The following is an 18,253-nucleotide window of genomic DNA, read 5'->3' as shown; positions in this document are numbered from 1 at the left end:
ATGAACAGTTCCTTTCGCATATTGATCAAATCGCCAAAGTTTATGTTCGGAGCCTGCATGCTGTTGGCTATGATCGGCGTGGTGCTGATCTACCCGCTCTTTAACCGCAATGACCCGCTGGAGATGATCGCCCTGGCGTACCAGCCGCCGGATTCGAAGCTGCTGCTGGGGTCGGATAACTTCGGCAGGGATTTATTTCTGGAACTGATCTACGGCATTCGGACCTCTTTGCAGGTGGGCCTCATTGCCGGCGTATTTGCTACTGTGATCGGTCTTGTGATCGGTTTAGCCTCAGGCTACATCGGAGGCATGATCGATAATCTGTTGACCGCGATCACCAATATCTTCATCGTGATTCCTTCCTTTGTCATCCTCATTCTGATCTCGGTAAGCATCGATTCGCGCAGCTCGTTTGTGACGGCGGTCATTATCGGCATTACCAGCTGGCCCTGGACGGCCAGGGCCGTACGTGCCCAGACATCCTCGCTCCGCAACCGGGATCACGTGAATATCGCGAAAATATCCGGGTACAGCACGCCGCGCATTATCATCTCGGAGATTTTGCCGTACATCGCTTCCTATGTTGTCATGGCCTTCGTGCTGCAGACGGCATCGGGCATTCTGTCCGAGGCTTCCATCTCGATGCTGGGGCTGGGACCGTACAACACGATCTCCCTTGGCATCATCATGAACTGGGCGCTCGTATTTGAAGCACCGGTTGCTGGCGCTTGGTGGGCCTTCATTCCGGCGGCGATCTCCATCGCCATCATCACCTTCTCCTTGTACATGATGAACACCGGTATGGATGAAATATTCAATCCGAAGATTAGGAGCTGATGGGTGTTGTGAGCACAAATATACTGGAAGTTAACGAATTGAAGACCTATTACCGTACCCGGTTGAAGGAGCATGTTTATGCCGTAGACGGCGTGAGCTTCTCGCTTGAGAAGGGGAAGACGCTTGGCATTGCCGGTGAATCCGGCTGCGGCAAATCGACCCTTGCGCTCAGTTTGATGGGATTTTATTTTCCACCACTGCATTTTGGCAGCGGCTCGATTGTCGTAAGCGGTACGGACATCATGAAGCTTGGCAAGGAACAACTCCGTTCCCAGGTGTCCGGAAGAGAGATTTCGTATATCCCGCAAGCAGCTATGAATGCCCTGAATCCTACGCTCAAAATCATTCATTTTGTCGAGGATATTATGAAGGAGCATCGCCCTGAGCTGAACAAGAAGCAGGTGTGGGATATGGCGGCGGAACGGTTCGAAACCTTGAATTTGTCGACCAAGGTACTGAACTCCTATCCGAACGAGCTGTCAGGCGGCATGAAGCAGCGGACGGTTATCGCAATCTCCACCATTCTGAATCCCAAAGTGCTGATTGCGGACGAACCGACCTCAGCGCTGGACGTAACCTCGCAGAAAGCGGTGATCAAACTGCTGAAGAGTCTGCTGGATCGGGGCTATATTCAGTCTCTGGTATTCATCACGCACGAGCTGCCGCTGCTTTATCACGTAACGGATGACATCATCGTCATGTATGCAGGGGAGATCGTGGAGCGCGGTACCGCAGAGCAAATGATTTTTGACCCGATACACCCGTATACAAAAAAGCTGATGGGTTCCATCATTGTGCCCGAGGAAGGTATGAAAGGCCTTAAGCTGGCCGCCATCCCGGGGACCCCGCCTAATTTGAAGAACGTGCCGGAGGGCTGCCGGTTCGCGGATCGCTGTTCCTATGTGCAAGACGCCTGCCGAAAGGGAAAGATTGTGAGCCAGACCGTGGAGGATCGAATGTATCGCTGCATCGTAGAACCGGGTGTGCTTAAGGAGTGGTATGCGAATGAAGAAGAATGATGTCCTGATTCGGGGGGAGCATCTTACCAAGGTATTCGGTTACGGAAAGCAGAAGACAACCGCCGTGGAGGATGTCAGCTTTACCTTCCATGAAGGCGAAATCATATCGATTGTCGGCGAGAGCGGAAGCGGCAAAACGACACTGGCCAAAATGATCATGGGCCTGCTGAAGGAGAGCAGCGGTACGATTGAGTATATGGGCAAGCCAAGACAACTGAAGCGGCACAGAGACCGCAAGCGTTATTGGAAAAACATCCAGGCGATCTTCCAGGACCCGTTCTCTTCGTTCAATCTGTTCTACAAAGTCGAGAAACTGCTGCTCGACTGCATCAAGCTGCAGGGTGATAAACAGTCGAAGGAGGAGCAATTCCGCAAAATGAAGGAAGCGTGCTCCTTCGTCAATCTGAAATTTGAAGAGCTGCATAATAAATACCCGTTCGAACTGTCCGGCGGGCAAATGCAGCGCCTGATGATTGCCCGGATCTTCATGCTTCATCCGAAGCTGCTGATTGCGGATGAACCGACCTCCATGGTTGACGCATGCTCACGATCCACGATACTGGATATGCTCTTGAAGCTGCGGGATGAGAACAACATGACAATTATTTTTATTACCCATGACGTAGGGCTTGCTTATTATGTAAGCGATACGCTGTATATTATGGAACAGGGGAAAGTTGTGGAGCGGGGACCAGCGGAAGAGGTGATCTTGAATCCGCAGCATCCTTATACCCAGCAGTTAATTTCAGATGTACCCAAGATCCACTCCGAGTGGGATTTGGCATGAGCGATGTGTACGATGGAAATGTCATAATGGAAATGCCCGAAGCGAAACGCCGCTTTGGGCTTTATTTTGTTTAGAGCCCAATTATGCTTCGTTTATTTTCGTGGATATGACACTCCGAATCGTTACGCACAATTTCTTTGTACTTGATCTTCGCATTTGTGAAGGATCTGCCGATAAATGATATGGCTGCCATTTGCTTCATCCCGCAGTTCGCATTCGGTATACCGCAAAGCATCTGACGTGACTGCGTGTATGCTTCATAAGGAGACCATCAAACATCATGTGTATTTACTTCTTAGGGGCAACCATCTTGGTATTAGTCGCCCTCACCATCACATTCTGGATTTTCTTGTTCAAAAGCGCATATCAGCGAAAGTTAAACCATCAGGCCTTGGATATGGCCAAAGGTAGATTCCGACTGCTTGATGATATGCTGCTTACGCTTGATGTTGGCATTTGGTCATACGATTTCGGCACAAGGAGTATCCAAAATACTTCTTTGGCTTTTCATAAAATTACAGGTTATTCACATCGTGATTTCACGGACGGTCTTTCCTGGGAAGAGCTGATCCATCCAGAGGATATGACGTTGTTTCGATCATTGGTCGACAGAACTCGACAAGGTGAGACCGTTCATACTGAATTCCGGATTATTCATGCAGAGGGCGATGTTCGCTGGGTCCAAGTGAAGATGATTCCGATGATGAATGAATCCGGGCAAATGATCCGTACAGATGGTATTGCCGTTGATATTAGCACACGTTTCCGCATGGAGGAGGCGCTGTATGATATTACGGAATGCAAGAAGATGGAGCAAGCGCTCAATGAAAGCATGAACCGGTATCGCAGGCTGGTAGAGCTATCTCCTATTGCCATTGCCGTTTGTAAGGACCGCAAGCTGATGTATGTAAATCCCGCTGGACTTCGGATCATTGGAGCGGCTGGGCCTGAGAACATCCTGGGTACCGATCCTTGGGACTGGGTGCTGAATCCCTACGAGGAGTGGGAACGCAAACGGCTCATGCAGCTTATTCGATCAGGGCAGGTCGTTCCCGAGGAATTATCCATAAAGCGGGTTGACGGAGAGCGGGTCGATGTCGTGACAACGGCCTTGTATGATGCGGAATCTGACGCGATTGAGATTTTCTTCGAGGATATCACCGCCCGCAAATCCGCGGAACGGGCCCTTATGGAAAGCGACCGAATCAACCGCCATATCCTGGATATCGCTCCTGTTGCGATGTTCCTGCACTCCGATTTTTCTTATGTTTATGCGAATCCCGCGGGCCTTTCCTTATTGGGTATAGCGGATATCGTACAGTTAGCGGGAACTTCACTCCAGGACGTAATCCCCTCGGATCAGGTCGAGTTCGTGATTGCTGAGGTTGAGCATGTGTACGAAAGCGGGAATACCTCGGAGCTCACCGGGAACAAACTGGTCCAGCTGGATGGAACGATCATCGATATAGAGGCAATTACGACACCAATTCCTTATATAGGTCATAACACGGCGCTCACCATTATTCGCGATGTTACGCAGCAAAAGCAGGCTGAACGGGAGCGCATTGCGGCAGAAAGGCTAGTTCGGGAGAGCGAGGACCGTTATTTTAGGCTGCAAATGAGCCTGGATCAATTCTCTTCCGACCTTTTTGGGATGGTGAAGATCAGTGAATTGAACGCCCGTATCGTGCGGGAAATCAAGAAGGTGCTGGTGACGGATCGGGTGAGCCTCATCCAGATCAACCACCACAGCCTGCATATCAAAATCCAAGGGGGCCATAAAGTTCTGCCGCAAGGTGTGCTTCATGCGATCCATACATGCGGTCCCGAGCATATTCCATTCTGTAAACTGTTTGAGATGTCCGACGGATATTTTGTCAAGATTGGAGAAATGAACGGGGATAGCAGCATTGTCTGCATTGGCGGAGAGGTTCCCTTGCTGATGATTCAGGCCAAAAAAATATGGCTGGAGACCATTACGCGCTATGCAAGTGTCCTGTACGATAACTTCCGCGTCATTGAGGATTTGACGAGGGAGCTGGAGAAGCTGGATTCATCCCAGCAGATCATGCCCTTGTGGCTGCTGCGACTGATGCTGCATTTATCTGAAAATGAGCGGAAGCGATTGTCCCAAGATCTTCACGATGCTGCGCTCCAGGAACAGATTATATGGTACAGGAAATTAAATCAGATTACATCGGATCATGAGCTGCCGGAGCAACTTCGCCCACAGCTGGAGGAAATCGAGCAGGGGCTTCTGGATGTCATATATCAGATTCGAATTACGTGCAACGAGCTTCGCCCCCCGCTGCTCAAGGAGGAGGGTTTGGAACGTTCACTGGAGGCATTGTTTGAATTTACCCAGCTCCGCACCAATTATTCTATACAGTTCGACTGCTCGAACTTCGATGATGATATCAGTGACGATCACTTGATCGGACTGTACAGAATTGTCCAGGAGCTGCTAGCCAATGCCACGAAGCATTCCAACGCGACCGAGGTAAAGCTCCGATTGTCCACTCAGTGTGATGAGGTCAATCTTAGCTATGAAGATAACGGGATTGGGATTGATTTGAACCAGAAACCGGATCAATTCAATCATATGGGGATCGGCGGCATGAAGGAAAGGGTGAGAAGCATGAACGGTAAAATCCAGTTCGACTCATCGAAGAGCGGTGGGACGGCTGTCTATATATCCATAACAGCAAAGTAAACATTCCACCGGCAGTGAAGTAATCAAGATACCAGATTGAAGGAGCCATGAGTGATCATGATCGAAATTTTATTAGTGGATGACCATCCCTCGGTGATGGAGGGAACCAAGGTGCTGCTTGAGCAGGAAAAGGATATGTTCGTGAAGCTTGCGAATACGCCGGAGCAGGCAATGGAGTTGGTGAGAACGTTGCATTTTGACGTAATGCTGATTGATATGCATATGCCGGGCATGAGCGGAATTGATTTGGCCAAGCAGATCCTCCAAATCGTTCCGAACGCGGTGATGCTGGTTTATACGGGTTTTGAAGTCAGCAATCATTTTAATTTGATTATGGAGGCCGGACTGGCTGGTTTTGTCTTGAAAACGTCGGGCAAAGAGCAGTTGGTAACGGCTGTTCGATGTGCGCTGCGAGGGGAAGTCGTTCTGCCGTTAACACTTGTGAAGCAGCTCCGGCGTGTTACCGCAAATGGTCCAGAACGGACAGCAGGGGCGCCGGCAGCCCAGTCTATAACCGATAAAGAATATAGTATTCTCAAGGAAATCGCTCGCGGAAAGAGTAACAAGGAGATTGCGGGAATGGTGATCATGAGCCAGCGTTCACTGGAGTACTGCTTAACCAATCTGTTTCAAAAGTTGAATGTGAAGTCACGCATAGAAGCTGCACTGAAGGCAAAGCAGATGGGAATCCTCTCGGATTCGGATTTTGTTCAGCTGGGCTGACCGGCTAGCTCTCTTTAACGTTTCAGATCATAAAGTATGTTTACCTCGACATGACACGAGCTAGATTCACTATTATTCGACAATATCCGCAAGGTAATCCGCAAAATTCTTGCGTGAGCACGCAAGAGAATTTCGGTTACGAACGGTAAGTAAGTGTATATGCTTATGTTACTGGATGGATGTAGTCTGTAAGTAGGAAGGGTGGTAACCTGCGGCATGACAAAGGACCTATATGAATATGGTGTCGATGACCTCTTGTCACCGGAAGAGATTGAGGAAGTTTTGGCGCAGCTTGAAGAAGAGTGGAATGAATTTAACAGCCGGAAGAAGCGAGGGTGACTCATAATGAAACGATTGAAGTCTTTGAAATCTCTGTTTGCAATGAAACTCCAGAGTCGTATGCTGTTTATTATTTTGGGGTCGATTACGATTTTTCTAGCTGGCATGATGACTTATATCAGTATGACTACAACGGAGGAAGCTCTGGATTCGGCCAAGACGCTTGCGGTGACAACGAGTGAGAAGATTGGCACGCTGGTACAAGCAGAGCTTGACGATGTCATGAGCTCCGCACGTACATTAGCTGTAAGCTTTGTTGGAATGAAAGGGACCGATACCACGAATCGCGCAGCCGTTAATGAAATACTGAGAAGAAATCTGGAAGACAATCCGTCCTGGAAAGGGATCTGGACCTTATGGGAGCCGGATGCCTTTGATGGCCGGGACAACGAATACAGAAACAAACAGGGCAGTGACCAAACGGGGCGATTGATGTCCTACTGGGCAAGAACGGAATCCGGCCTGGAACGCTCCGTAATCGAGGATTACGAGCACGAAGGGGAAGGTGACTTCTATCTCCTGGCGAAGAACAGCGGGAAAGAAATCATTATGGATCCGTACGTCTTCAAAGTAGGCAACGAAGATGTCATGATGACATCGCTCATTGTTCCGATTATCGATAACGGAAAGACTGTCGGCGTGGTTGGCGTCGATATTTCCCTGGCACATTTGCAAAGCGTAATGGAGCAATTCCGATTGTTCGACACGGGGTATGCGCATATTTTTTCGAATACCGGCGTGATCGTAACGTCGCCGGAGGACGGGGTGATGGGGCAGACGTTGGAGGAGGCCTATCCTGGCAAGACGGTTCCCCTTATTCTGGATGCGATTCGGGAAGGGGATGTCTATACCGAGGAAGATTCCGAGCTGTACAAGCTGTATACCCCGATTAAGACCGGATTGACCGAAACGCCATGGTCTGCTGCTATCATTATCCCGATGGATGAGATTACGGCAAATTCGGATGCGTTGATGATCTCCATTATCGTTGCCGGACTAATCACTCTGGCGGCCATGGCGGCTGTCGTGGTCCTGTTAACGAGATCCATCGTGAAACCATTGGGCATTTCCGTTTCCATCGGAGAGTTCATGTCGAAGGGAGACTTCACGCAGGAGGTGCCTGCAGCTTATCTTCGCAGAGCCGACGAGATCGGCACGTTGTCCAGAGTATTCGCGCAGCTGCTGGAGAGCATGCGAGAGATGATCGGTAAAGTGAACCTGAACGCATCATCGGTAGCCGCCGCTTCACAGCAGCTATCGGCTGGTGCCGAGGAACTTGCGGTTGGAAGCAGCAGTCAGGCTGAATCCGTGCAAACGGTCAGTGAATTGTTCCATGAATGGTCAAATGCCATCAATTCTGTTGCGAGCGATGCATCAGCAGCATCCGAGCTTGTAAACCAGACCTCCGGCATTGCAACGGAAGGCAGCGGTATCGTCCAGCAGTCAGTGGAAGGCATGAATCGGGTACGAGAGCAGGTTGCCAAACTCGAAGCTGATTCCCAGCGGATTGGCGAGATTATCGAGGTGATTGACGATATCGCCAAGCAGACCAATTTGCTTGCTCTTAATGCCACGATCGAGGCTGCCCGCGCCGGCGATCAAGGAAGAGGCTTCGCTGTGGTGGCGGATGAAGTGCGCAAGCTAGCCGAACGTAGCGGAGGAGCCACGAAGCAGATCGCCGATATCATCAAGGGCATGCAGAAGAATACGGCTGATAGCGTGGAGGCGGTGAATCTAGGCGTCATCCACACGGAAAAAGCCGGTGAAGCCTTTGCCTATATTACAAGCATGGTGAATGAGTCTGCCGGTAAAGTAATGGATATTGCAGCTGCCAGCGAGGAGCAGGCAGCCCAGGCTGCCGAGGTGGCGACCGCAATTGAAACCATATCTTCGTCGACGGAAGAAACGGCGGCTACAAGCGAGGAATCGGCTGCAACGGCACAATCGCTTGCCGAGCTTGCTGAAGAGTTAAACCATACCGTATCGGCCTTCAAAATCTCGTAGCACCACTGGCATATTGATGATAAGCTTGGCCTAAGGGCCAGGCTTTTTTTATATATAAAGTTACGATTTATGTACGCTGTGAGATTTTAATACACCTATAACTACTCTTAAACGCGGTCTGTCTTCTGTGAAGTACGTCGATAGAAGTTTTTGTCCATAAATCATGCTGCACGGCTCGGACGAAGGGAGGAACATGTGTTGTGAATGGCAGCTTGTTTCAGCAGATGTTAGAAGAGGGAGATTATGTCCCGCGCTTTTACGCCTATTACTATAAGCAGTGGATAGATTATGAAATGCCATACCATCAGCATGACTCAACCGAGATTATGTATATGATCCAAGGGGTATGCCGGATTGACGTGAAGGTAGGCGATACGGAAAAGAGCGTCCCGCTCAAAAAAGGGGAGTTTATGGTGCTGGATGCCGATGTCCCGCATCGGTTAATCGTTGAGCAGGCGGTCTCCTGCCGAATGCTGAATGTGGAATTCGGGTTTATGGAAAATGAAGGGAGGACGCTTTCTCTCCGGCAGATTGTAGGTGAGGAGCAAGAGGTGTCTTTTCTCCTGAATCGGCCGTTTCCCTACTTGGTGCTAGCGGATCAGGAGGAGGTATATCCGGTGCTGCGGAGCCTCGTGCTTGAACTCGATCAGAGAGGGACGGAGGGTAGAATGATGACGCATATGCTGTTTATTCAGCTGCTTGTCTGTATCGCCCGTCTGTATGAAGAAAGGGAACGCAGCGAAGTGCAGCAGAGCGAGTTCTATATTAAACGAAGCGTCGATTTCTTGCATCAGAACTATGATCGCCATATTCAGGTGAAAGACGTTGCCGCCGAGGTGAATCTGCATCCCGGCTACTTGCATCGGGTATTCCGCAGAGGGACGGGCAGGACAATAACGGAGTATCTGACCATGATTCGAATGGAAAAGGCCAAAATGCTGCTGGAGCAGACGGATATCCCCATAGATGAAATATCGGACTATGTGGGTGTTGGCAGCAGGCAATATTTTCATATGTTGTTCAAGAAGAATACGGGAACCACGCCGGTGGAATATCGGCTGCGGAAGGATCGGAATGCCTGGAAATACGGTGATCAGGATGCCGGATCAGATAAGAAGTGAGGATTTTTGACTCGGAAGAGTCCAAAAGGTCATGATTTTGATAACGCTTTCTACCACTCGATTGCTACAATAACTACAATCTAATTTGCAGCTGGGGAGTGGATAGAATGTCATTTAAGGTCGCTTTTATCGGCGCGGGCAGCATCGGCTTTACCCGGGGAATTCTGCGTGACTTGTTGACTGTACCGGAATTTAGGGATATCGAGGTCTCTTTCACCGATATCAGTCAGCATTACCTGGATATGGTCACGGAATTGTGTCAGCGGGACATTACCGAGAACGGACTGTCGATTGCGATCCAGTCCACCACGGATCGAAGACAAGCCCTGCAGGGTGCAAAATATGTCATCTGCACCATTCGCGTGGGCGGACTGGAGGCATTCCGTACGGATGTGGACATTCCGCTGAAATATGGCATCGATCAATGCGTGGGCGACACGCTCTGTGCAGGCGGCATTATGTATGGCCAGCGGGGAATCCCTGAGATGCTGAACATTTGCCAGGATATTCGCGAGGTGTGCGCACCAGATGTACTGCTGCTGAACTACTCGAATCCCATGGCTATGCTGACATGGGCATGCAATCAGTATGGCGGCGTGCGGACGATTGGATTATGCCATGGCGTACAGCATGGGCATCACCAAATCGCCGAGGTTTATGGCTTGAAGAAACAGGAAGTCGATATTGTCTGTGTCGGCATTAATCATCAAACCTGGTATATTCAAGCCTCACATCAAGGCAAGGACTTGACGGCTGGACTGCTGGAATCGTTCGAACGGCATCCGGAGTATAGCAGGACAGAGAAGGTTCGCATCGATATGCTGCGGCGTTTCGGATACTACAGCACCGAATCCAACGGCCATCTAAGCGAATATGTTCCTTGGTACCGTAAACGGGCGGAGGAAATTACGGAGTGGATTGACCTCAGCAGTTGGATAAACGGAGAGACAGGCGGATATTTGCGAGTCTGTACCGAGGGACGCAACTGGTTCGAGACTGATTTCCCGAACTGGATGCAAGATCCGGCTATGGAGTACACGCCGGAGCACCGGGGAGAGGAGCATGGCTCCTACATTATTGAAGGCTTGGAAACCGGCCGGGTATACCGGGGGCATTTTAATGTGGTGAATGAGGGCATTATCGCTAATCTGCCGAATGATGCAATCATTGAGGCGCCGGGTTACGTAGACCGCAACGGCATTTCCATGCCGCATGTAGGGAATTTGCCGTTAGGGCCGGCTGCGGTGTGTGGCGTAAGCATATCCGTTCAACGGCTGGCGGTCGAAGCGGCGGTTCATGGAGATGACAAGCTGCTTCGTCAGGCATTTATGATGGATCCGCTGGTTGGAGCGGTATGTAATCCGAAGGAAATCTGGCAGCTGGTCGATGAAATGCTGGTAGCCGGTGAAGCGTGGCTTCCTCAGTATGCGGTTTCGATCACTGAAGCGAAAGCACGTCTAATATCCGACAATCTGATCCCCACCCGTCCGTATGAAGGAGCAGCCAGACTCAAGGTGAAGACGGTGGAGGAGATGCAGCTCGATCGGGAGAAGGCGAACAAAAACGCAGGTGAATCCGACAAAGGGAAGGATCGCGAAAAAGTTTAAGCTGGTTGCACAATAACGAAGGGATATAACAACAGAAGTACTTAGAGTTTTCATGAATGCGCATGATTGAAACACTTTGGCGAGGACGGTATAACGGACAAAAATCCGTTATAATCCCTCTGCCAGAAGTGTTTTTTTCTGCATGCAGTTCATCTTTTATCTGCATATACTACGGATACATAGAGATAAATTCGGATGGACAATCCCTGACCTTAGACAGGTACACAGTTTGGGTAAAAATGGTTACAATTCAATTAGATAGGCAAAATTCACTATTAAGGAGGCATGGGGATGATAATTGGGGTTCCCAAAGAAATCAAAAATAACGAAAGTCGTGTAGGCATGACGCCGGGTACGGTCGTCAGTTTTAGAAATGCCGGACACGAAGTGCTTGTACAATCCGGGGCTGGTCTTGGGATCGGCTTTAAGGATGAAGCTTACAGAGCGGCTGGAGCCAAAGTGGTTGCATCGGCTGCAGAAGCGTGGAAAGCCGAGATGGTTGTGAAGGTAAAGGAACCCCTGCAGGAGGAATATGAATACTTTCAAGAGGATATGATCCTATACACTTATCTGCACCTGGCCCCCGAGCCGGAACTGACCAAGGCGCTGGTTGACCGTAAGGTGAGTGCCGTTGCTTATGAAACGATACAATTGACGGATGGCAGCCTGCCGCTGTTGACACCGATGAGTGAAGTGGCAGGAAGAATGTCCATTCAAATCGGAGCGCATTTCCTGGAAAAAGCGCATGGCGGCAAGGGAGTTCTTCTAAGTGGCGTACCCGGGGTCGCACCAGGTAAGGTTGCCGTTATCGGCGGCGGCATCGTTGGCACTAATGCGGCAAGAATCGCGCTGGGTCTCGGTGCGGACGTCAGCATCCTCGACATAAATCCTGGCCGACTTCGTCAACTGGATGATCTGTTCCAAGGGCGGGTCAAAACGATTATGTCCGATCCGTATCACATTGCGGAAACGGTGAAGGCCGCTGACCTTGTCGTGGGCGCAGTATTGATCCCCGGTGCGCGGGCCCCGCGCCTCGTAACGGAAGAGATGGTAAAAGAGATGAGTCCGGGATCCGTCATCGTGGATGTGGCGATTGATCAAGGGGGCTCCATCGAGACGATTGACCGGATCACCACGCATGACAACCCGACCTACGAAAAGCATGGTGTTATTCATTATGCTGTAGCCAACATGCCGGGCGCCGTAGCCAGAACCTCCACCATGGCATTGACCAATGTAACGGCACCCTATGGGCTGAGAATAGCAAGTAAAGGACTTCGGTCTGCCGCACGTCATGATCAAGCACTTGCCAAGGGCATTAATGTCATCGACGGCAAGGTAACCTACGAAGCGGTTGCGGCGGCCCATGGGTATGCTTATACCAGCATTGACGATTATTTGCTGGCATAGAAATAATATGTTTTAAGCATGTAGAGCCATTTTTCAAATTTGACACGATACCGGGGTTTATGAAGTAAACCTTAGGAGTGGCTTTCCTTGGCCGGCGTGGACAAAGTTGAAAAATGGCTTTTGTATGTTGCCTTACTGTTCCTACCACGAGTTCGCCTTCGCCTAGTTCAACATGAACAGGAGGTTATGTAGTTCGGCTTCCTGCAAATGCCTCCATTTCCCCCGTTCCAGTTGATCCAGTGTAATATTCATAATCCGAATACGCTCCAGCTTCAGCACTCTGTACCCCAAGGCTTTACACATTCTGCGGATTTGCAGATTAAGGCCCTGTGTCAAAATAATACGAAATACATCTTCGCTTTGCCTATAGACCTTGCATGGTTTGGTTATGACGTCCAGGATTTCAACACCTTGAGACATCGCTTGCATAAATTCGTCCGTAACGGGTTTGTCCACAGTCACCACATATTCTTTCTCATGATGATGTTCTGAACGCATCATTTTGTTCACAATATCTCCGTCGTTCGTAAGTAAAATCAAACCTTCAGAGGCTTTATCCAGCCTTCCAATGGCAAAAATGCGCGATGGATAGTTAACAAACTGAATAATGTTTCCCGCGACATGTTCTGCTGCCGTACAGACAATACCGATAGGTTTATTGAGAGCCAGGTAAACCGCTTCCCTATCCTGATGAGGAATTTCCTTCCCATCTATTAACACAATATCGTGCAGTTCAACGTCCGCCCCTTTTTCACACACCTTGCCATTGATCGTGATGCGTCCGGCTGCAATCAATCGGTTGGTTTCTCTGCGCGAGAAAACTCCCGTTTCGCTTATATATTTGTTAATTCGCATGCTCCACCGCTTCTCATGTGTAATATTGCCACAGGTTCATTTGTTAGCTGATATTCTCTTTTCCTTGATTTTTGCGGAATGTTGCATAAAATGATTAATTTCGATAATCCATCAGAGAGGCAGACTTATGTCGAAAATATTTCCTTTAAGCTGACGTCTCTTTCAGGTTCTTCACATTGCTCCTCTGGCGGTTCTAGCTGGGGAGATTCGCCAGGGAGGGAACTCTTCTGGCGGATCGAAGTGGTAACCGGGGAGCAGCAAGCCTAGTAAAAATCCTCCGACATGTTCTCTTCGTCTGCTACAGCCTGTATCTCCTCCGAACCGATGCTGATGAAGCGGTAACCGTCCGCTGCCTGCTTTTTCAGCGCACGTTCTTTGATGAACTTGGGGCTGGCTTCGCCGCCATCTTCGTCATACACGAGCAGAATGCCATCGGTCTTGCGGAGTAACAGATCGTCTCTGGCCGTAAATTGCCACGGCCCCTGATAGGGGCTCTTGCTGACAGGCGCATAGAAGTCTACCCCCTTCATCAATTCCTGAAAATAAGCTTTTTTATCGTCGTTCCATTGCGCCTCGGGATTCTGATAGGCGGTCAGAATAGAGCATCTCAGGTGAGGGTATTGGGACTTTAGTTCTATAGCTGCTTCAACGGCCCACAGGTCCACGCCATACTGACCGGGCGTGATAACCCACTGAAGACCTTCCTCGAGCAGCGGAATCAAGCGGTTGGCAATCGCTTGACGTATATAAGGAATGCCTTGGTGTTTGTTGTTGTAAATACCGAGTTCATGAGCTCGATATCCGGTAACAAGAATGTTTTCCAATTGTGCACACTCCCTGACAAAGAATAGGTCTAGTGTACCGTTTTCTGAAAAATTGATCAATATTTGTCGCAGATCGTATAGAATGGGATGAGTAATCTTGGAATACATATTTTAGGAGGAAATTCGATTGAAGAAGTGGACAGCAGTATTACTAGGGGCAATTTTGGTAATGAGCATGACAGCATGCGGAAAGGACAACAAAGCAGCAGACGACGCCGCAACACCGCCAGCAGCGGAACAAGGGACGAGCGAGACGCCGCCTGCTAAAGAAGAACCGAAGAAGGATGCTCTTCCAACTGCTGACGAGCTTCTACAGAAGTCGGCTGAAGCTTCTAAGAATTTGAAGAGTTTTGCGATGAAAGCCGATGTTAAACAGCATATCGTAGTTGAAGGCGAAGAGAAGCAGGAGCAAGATGTTAATATGGCGCTTGATTCGGAACTTACGCTCGAGCCGGTGGAGATGATGCAGAACATCGTGATGGATTCTCCGGAAGGCAAGATCGAGATGAAGCAGTATATAACGGAAGACGGTATCTACATGCTTATGGATGGTCAATGGATGCAGGTTCCGAAGGAATCGGAGCAGGAGATCCGCGACAGCCTGGATCCGAGCAGTGCAAGTCCGGAGCAGCAGTTAGAGCAGTTCAAGACTCTCGCTAAGGACTTCAAAGTAACGGAGGACGGAGACTCATACGTTCTGACGGCGGATGTCTCCGGCGACAATCTGAAGGAGCTTGCCAAGTCCATGATGAGCCAAGCGGGCAACGATCCGCAGATGGAAGCCATGATGGATCAAATGGATATCAAGAGCATCCATATTGTTTATGGCGTACAGAAGGAATCTTACCTGCCTGTAACAACCGATTTGGACATGGTAATGGCAATGGAAGCCGAAGGTCAGAAGGTATCCTTGGATATGAAAATGAAGAGTACTTACTCCAAGCATAACGAAATCAGCAAGATCGAAGTGCCGAAGGAAGCATTGAACGCGGAATAATGCTATTTGACTGATGAAATAAGCGGAATATGAAATTTATGATATTCCACAATGAACAGGCTGCCCCGGTTCTGTAGATGCCTACAGACCGGGGCAGCCTTATTTGATGAACTTCAGTCTCGGATAGAAGTTCTGATAGGTTAGGGTAGTGAAAGCTTAGTCCTGATGTTTATCGACTTCCACAATGACGCTGCCAAACAGCTGACCGTTAATGGAGACCATAATACGCCATAGTCCCGGCGAAGGCAGCGACATCGATGTCGGCACTGATGCATCGGCTCCATTATGCTTGCCGGGTCTTAATGTGGACTCAAAGACATCGATGATCTCGGAGGTGTTTCTTTTTACTGCCGTAATGTGCAAGTCACCCGTTAATTCCTCGGCACGCCCCCAGAAATGCCACATGTATTTATTGGGTTTATCTGCAATTAAAGGAGGATGGATAAAACCCAAACGACCTTCCACGCCGGTCATAGCATAATTACCGGATCTAAAACTCGGACTCGGCTCCCAGCTGCTGTCCGGCACATCGACCACGATATCACCGTATTTCTCCTGATCCACCATCACGTCGAATCGCCATAACCCGGAGAGCGGCAGGGCAAAGCGGGAAGAGACCCGGGTGAAGTTATCGTAAGCCATATCGGAGGTAATCTCCGTCTCGACAAGCTCTTCAAGGGTAGTTCCCGTATCCCGGTGTACGGCGGTTATGTGGATCGTTTTCCCTTCAAGCTCTTGGACCGGGGTTAGCAGATTCCACCAGGCACCGGCCGGAGAGCCCGCGGCATAATCCCCACCCGGAAATGCCTGAAGTTTATCCACCCCATCCTCCGTGTATACGCTGCGGGGAGTCCACTTGGCAGTATATCCCAAGCCCTGGATCGGGATCATCCGTTGAAGCGCAGGGGACTCGCGCCATCCCCATACCGCCGCTATTAGAAGAATCATGAATGCACTTGCGGTTATACGCAGACGAGTTGGAGATTTCCGCTTTTTTCGACCCTTCTTTACAGAGCCGTTAGCAGCGCTGTCCATTACACTGGATTTCATCTTCTCGGTGAACATCGGCTCGTTGAATGGAGAAGAAGCGAGTTCCTGTATCCAATCGGGCGGCAGCTCTTGTTCGGTCTTCACTGGACATCCTCTCCTTTCAACAGCTTCTCCATTCGGGCGCGAGCCCGGTGCAGTCTGGATTTGATCGTTCCTTCGGATATGCCGAGCAGCTCCGCCATTTCTTTTCGCGGCAGCTGGTAATGGGATTCAAGGATGAGCACCTCGCGGTATTTGGGCGGCAGCTCCATCACGTATTTCCAAATCTGCGATACGGCAGCAGCATCCATAAACTCTTTTTCCGCAGAGGGTTCAGTCTGCTTGGAGGTTACCCAGCCGGTTAAAGACACCCTCGTCATAAAGGAAGATTTGAGATAGTTCAGGGAAAGGTTGCGGGTGATGGTTAACAGCCATGTTTTTACAGAACTTCGGCCCTGAAACTCATTCCAGTGCTTAAATGCACTCAAGAATACGTCCTGACTGATATCATCAGCCGCATCTTTGCGTTTTGTTAGGAAGAACGCATAGTTCCACACGTCCTGGCCGAAGGACTCCATTAAATCGCTCAGCACCGTGCTTGCTTCATTTACGGCCACCATTTGTTTCAGGTACTCCAATCACATCACCTCAAATATTAGACAATTGAACATAGGATTGGTTCCCAGATTCCCCCCAAAAAATTGAAACAATTTAACGTGCAAATCGTTGTAATGAGTAACAGGTATGCAAGGAATCGAGGAAGGGGAGAAGGCGTATGCATTTATATTTCAAGGATAACTTTTTTAGCTCGGGTATAACAGATATTATGGATAGGGAAGGCAGTGTAATAGGAAGTCTGGATTTGAAGAGTGCTTTCGGTTCCTCGCTGGACGTGTATAACGCTACGGGAGATCCGGTATGCAGCGGCTCGTTTCGTTTCTTCTCCAACAAGTGGCATATCGTGAGCGGCAGCGGGGAAGAGCTGGGCGTGCTGCGTATGCGTATGAGCTTTTTCACGAAAAAATTTGAATACAACGCGGGATCGCGGGGCGTATACCAGATCACTTCGCCTGCTTTTTCCAATGAATATGAAATAATGGATGGTACCGGAAGGGGAATCGCCCATTTTTCCCGTATTAGCGGCTGGCTTCAGGCCGGAGCCTATCTGCTGGAGAATGAGAGCGACGTCCTTGGAGATTGGGAACTCGTGACCGTGGTGATGGGCATTCACCAAATACGCAAACGCAACAACAGCGCTGCCGCATCGAGCTCTCATTAAGTTTTAGGTTAACCCAGAATAAGACGATGATAGGAGGAGTCAGAATGAACGAAGTCAGCGATCATCTCGATTATGGATTGACTGTTGTTTTTATCGGATTTAATCCTAGTTTGCGATCGGGGGAGGTCGGACATCATTATGCCAACCCCCGCAACAATTTTTGGAGGATTCTGCATAAATCCGGGTTGACCCCTCGCTTATATGATGCCTCGGAGGATGGGGAATTGCTTAAACTGGGGTATGGGTTTACCAATATTGTGGCCAGGCCTACACGGGGGGCCGAAGACATTACCCGCGAAGAGTACAAACTCGGAAGAGAAACGCTGCGGGAGAAGCTGGCGGAGTACAGACCGGAGGTTGCTTGCTTTGTCGGCAAGGGCGTGTACACCGAATTTAGCGGTAAAGCAAAAGCGGATTGGGGAATTCAGCAGGACTCCGTCGTGGACGGCGTTCATGAGTTTGTTGCTCCTTCTTCCAGTGGACTGGTACGAATGCCCATGGATGAGATTATCGAAATTTATCGACGATTGCATGATTTTATATCGAGGCATGAGTTCTGAATAGAGGAGTTGGACAAGAACGATTCATGAGGATCATGAAAAAGAGGAGCGTCCAGGAGACCCGATTTGTCTGACTCCTGGTGCTCCTCTTTGAACATAGAATACATAAGCTTTCAGCGGAAGCTAAATCTTCTGATTACCGCAAGAAA

At 49.5% G+C, this 18,253-nt stretch carries 17 protein-coding genes; 13 read left to right on the top strand and 4 right to left on the bottom strand.

Features of this window, described 5'->3' with window-relative positions:
• The 10 genes from AB4124_RS14950 (at position 1) to ald (ending at position 12,560) form a co-directional block, all read left to right on the top strand.
• The gene (locus AB4124_RS14950; protein ID WP_076322985.1) at positions 1–837 is read left to right on the top strand and encodes an ABC transporter permease; all 837 of its coding nucleotides are present in this window, start codon (positions 1–3) and stop codon (positions 835–837) included.
• An 8-nt stretch (positions 838–845) separates the two neighbouring features.
• Positions 846–1,856 carry an ABC transporter ATP-binding protein gene (locus AB4124_RS14945; protein ID WP_441973335.1) on the top strand — a complete coding sequence of 337 codons (1,011 nt, stop codon included), beginning with the start codon at positions 846–848 and terminating at the stop codon, positions 1,854–1,856.
• Complete coding sequence (locus AB4124_RS14940) at positions 1,843–2,643, top strand: ABC transporter ATP-binding protein (RefSeq protein WP_441973334.1); 801 nt, start codon at positions 1,843–1,845, stop codon at positions 2,641–2,643. Before AB4124_RS14945 ends, AB4124_RS14940 begins: the two co-directional genes overlap by 14 nt.
• A 310-nt stretch (positions 2,644–2,953) precedes the next feature.
• Positions 2,954–5,356 carry a sensor histidine kinase gene (locus AB4124_RS14935; protein ID WP_441973333.1) on the top strand — a complete coding sequence of 801 codons (2,403 nt, stop codon included), beginning with the start codon at positions 2,954–2,956 and terminating at the stop codon, positions 5,354–5,356.
• Between the two features lie 57 nt (positions 5,357–5,413).
• A complete protein-coding gene (locus tag AB4124_RS14930; RefSeq protein ID WP_441973332.1) occupies positions 5,414–6,079 on the top strand; it encodes a response regulator in 666 nt (221 codons plus the stop codon).
• A gap of 216 nt (positions 6,080–6,295) precedes the next feature.
• Positions 6,296–6,418 carry a hypothetical protein gene (locus tag AB4124_RS14925; protein WP_272914355.1) on the top strand — a complete coding sequence of 41 codons (123 nt, stop codon included), beginning with the start codon at positions 6,296–6,298 and terminating at the stop codon, positions 6,416–6,418.
• A gap of 6 nt (positions 6,419–6,424) precedes the next feature.
• Positions 6,425–8,422: a methyl-accepting chemotaxis protein gene (locus AB4124_RS14920; protein ID WP_441973331.1), complete on the top strand. Its 1,998-nt coding sequence runs from the start codon at positions 6,425–6,427 to the stop codon at positions 8,420–8,422.
• 200 nt (positions 8,423–8,622) lie between these two features.
• On the top strand, positions 8,623–9,543 hold the full coding sequence (locus AB4124_RS14915; protein ID WP_441973330.1) for an AraC family transcriptional regulator: 921 nt from the start codon (positions 8,623–8,625) through the stop codon (positions 9,541–9,543).
• A gap of 107 nt (positions 9,544–9,650) precedes the next feature.
• Positions 9,651–11,150, top strand: a complete 1,500-nt coding sequence (locus AB4124_RS14910) for an alpha-glucosidase/alpha-galactosidase (RefSeq protein WP_441973329.1) — start codon at positions 9,651–9,653, stop codon at positions 11,148–11,150.
• 291 nt (positions 11,151–11,441) lie between these two features.
• On the top strand, positions 11,442–12,560 hold the full coding sequence (gene ald / locus AB4124_RS14905; RefSeq protein WP_441973328.1) for an alanine dehydrogenase: 1,119 nt from the start codon (positions 11,442–11,444) through the stop codon (positions 12,558–12,560).
• A 162-nt stretch (positions 12,561–12,722) separates the two neighbouring features.
• Here the strand turns inward: ald and AB4124_RS14900 are convergent, their stop codons facing one another.
• A complete protein-coding gene (locus tag AB4124_RS14900; RefSeq protein ID WP_076322992.1) occupies positions 12,723–13,415 on the bottom strand; it encodes a pseudouridine synthase in 693 nt (230 codons plus the stop codon).
• A gap of 263 nt (positions 13,416–13,678) precedes the next feature.
• Complete coding sequence (locus AB4124_RS14895; RefSeq protein ID WP_441973327.1) at positions 13,679–14,239, bottom strand: DUF1273 domain-containing protein; 561 nt, start codon at positions 14,237–14,239, stop codon at positions 13,679–13,681.
• Positions 14,240–14,366: 127 nt separating this feature from the next.
• Here AB4124_RS14895 and AB4124_RS14890 point away from each other — a divergent pair, with 127 nt between their 5' ends.
• A complete protein-coding gene (locus AB4124_RS14890) occupies positions 14,367–15,236 on the top strand; it encodes a DUF6612 family protein (RefSeq protein ID WP_076322994.1) in 870 nt (289 codons plus the stop codon).
• Positions 15,237–15,392: 156 nt separating this feature from the next.
• On the opposite strand, the gene AB4124_RS14885 is transcribed toward AB4124_RS14890, so the two are convergent.
• On the bottom strand, positions 15,393–16,370 hold the full coding sequence (locus tag AB4124_RS14885; protein WP_441973326.1) for a DUF4871 domain-containing protein: 978 nt from the start codon (positions 16,368–16,370) through the stop codon (positions 15,393–15,395).
• On the bottom strand, positions 16,367–16,885 hold the full coding sequence (locus tag AB4124_RS14880) for an RNA polymerase sigma factor (protein WP_076322996.1): 519 nt from the start codon (positions 16,883–16,885) through the stop codon (positions 16,367–16,369). The genes AB4124_RS14885 and AB4124_RS14880 overlap by 4 nt, the downstream gene beginning before the upstream one ends.
• Before the next feature lie 155 nt (positions 16,886–17,040).
• Here AB4124_RS14880 and AB4124_RS14875 point away from each other — a divergent pair, with 155 nt between their 5' ends.
• Both AB4124_RS14875 and AB4124_RS14870 read left to right on the top strand, forming a co-directional pair.
• Entirely contained in the window at positions 17,041–17,544 is a 504-nt protein-coding gene (locus tag AB4124_RS14875; protein ID WP_441973325.1) for a hypothetical protein, read from the top strand.
• 44 nt (positions 17,545–17,588) lie between these two features.
• Positions 17,589–18,104: a mismatch-specific DNA-glycosylase gene (locus AB4124_RS14870; RefSeq protein WP_076322998.1), complete on the top strand. Its 516-nt coding sequence runs from the start codon at positions 17,589–17,591 to the stop codon at positions 18,102–18,104.
• Positions 18,105–18,253: the final 149 nt, after the last annotated feature.

Origin of the sequence: Paenibacillus sp. 2KB_20, assembly GCF_052115765.1 — a bacterium.
Taxonomy (GTDB): Bacteria; Bacillota; Bacilli; order Paenibacillales; family Paenibacillaceae; genus Paenibacillus_AQ.
This window is presented reverse-complemented; position numbering and strand designations above follow the sequence as displayed.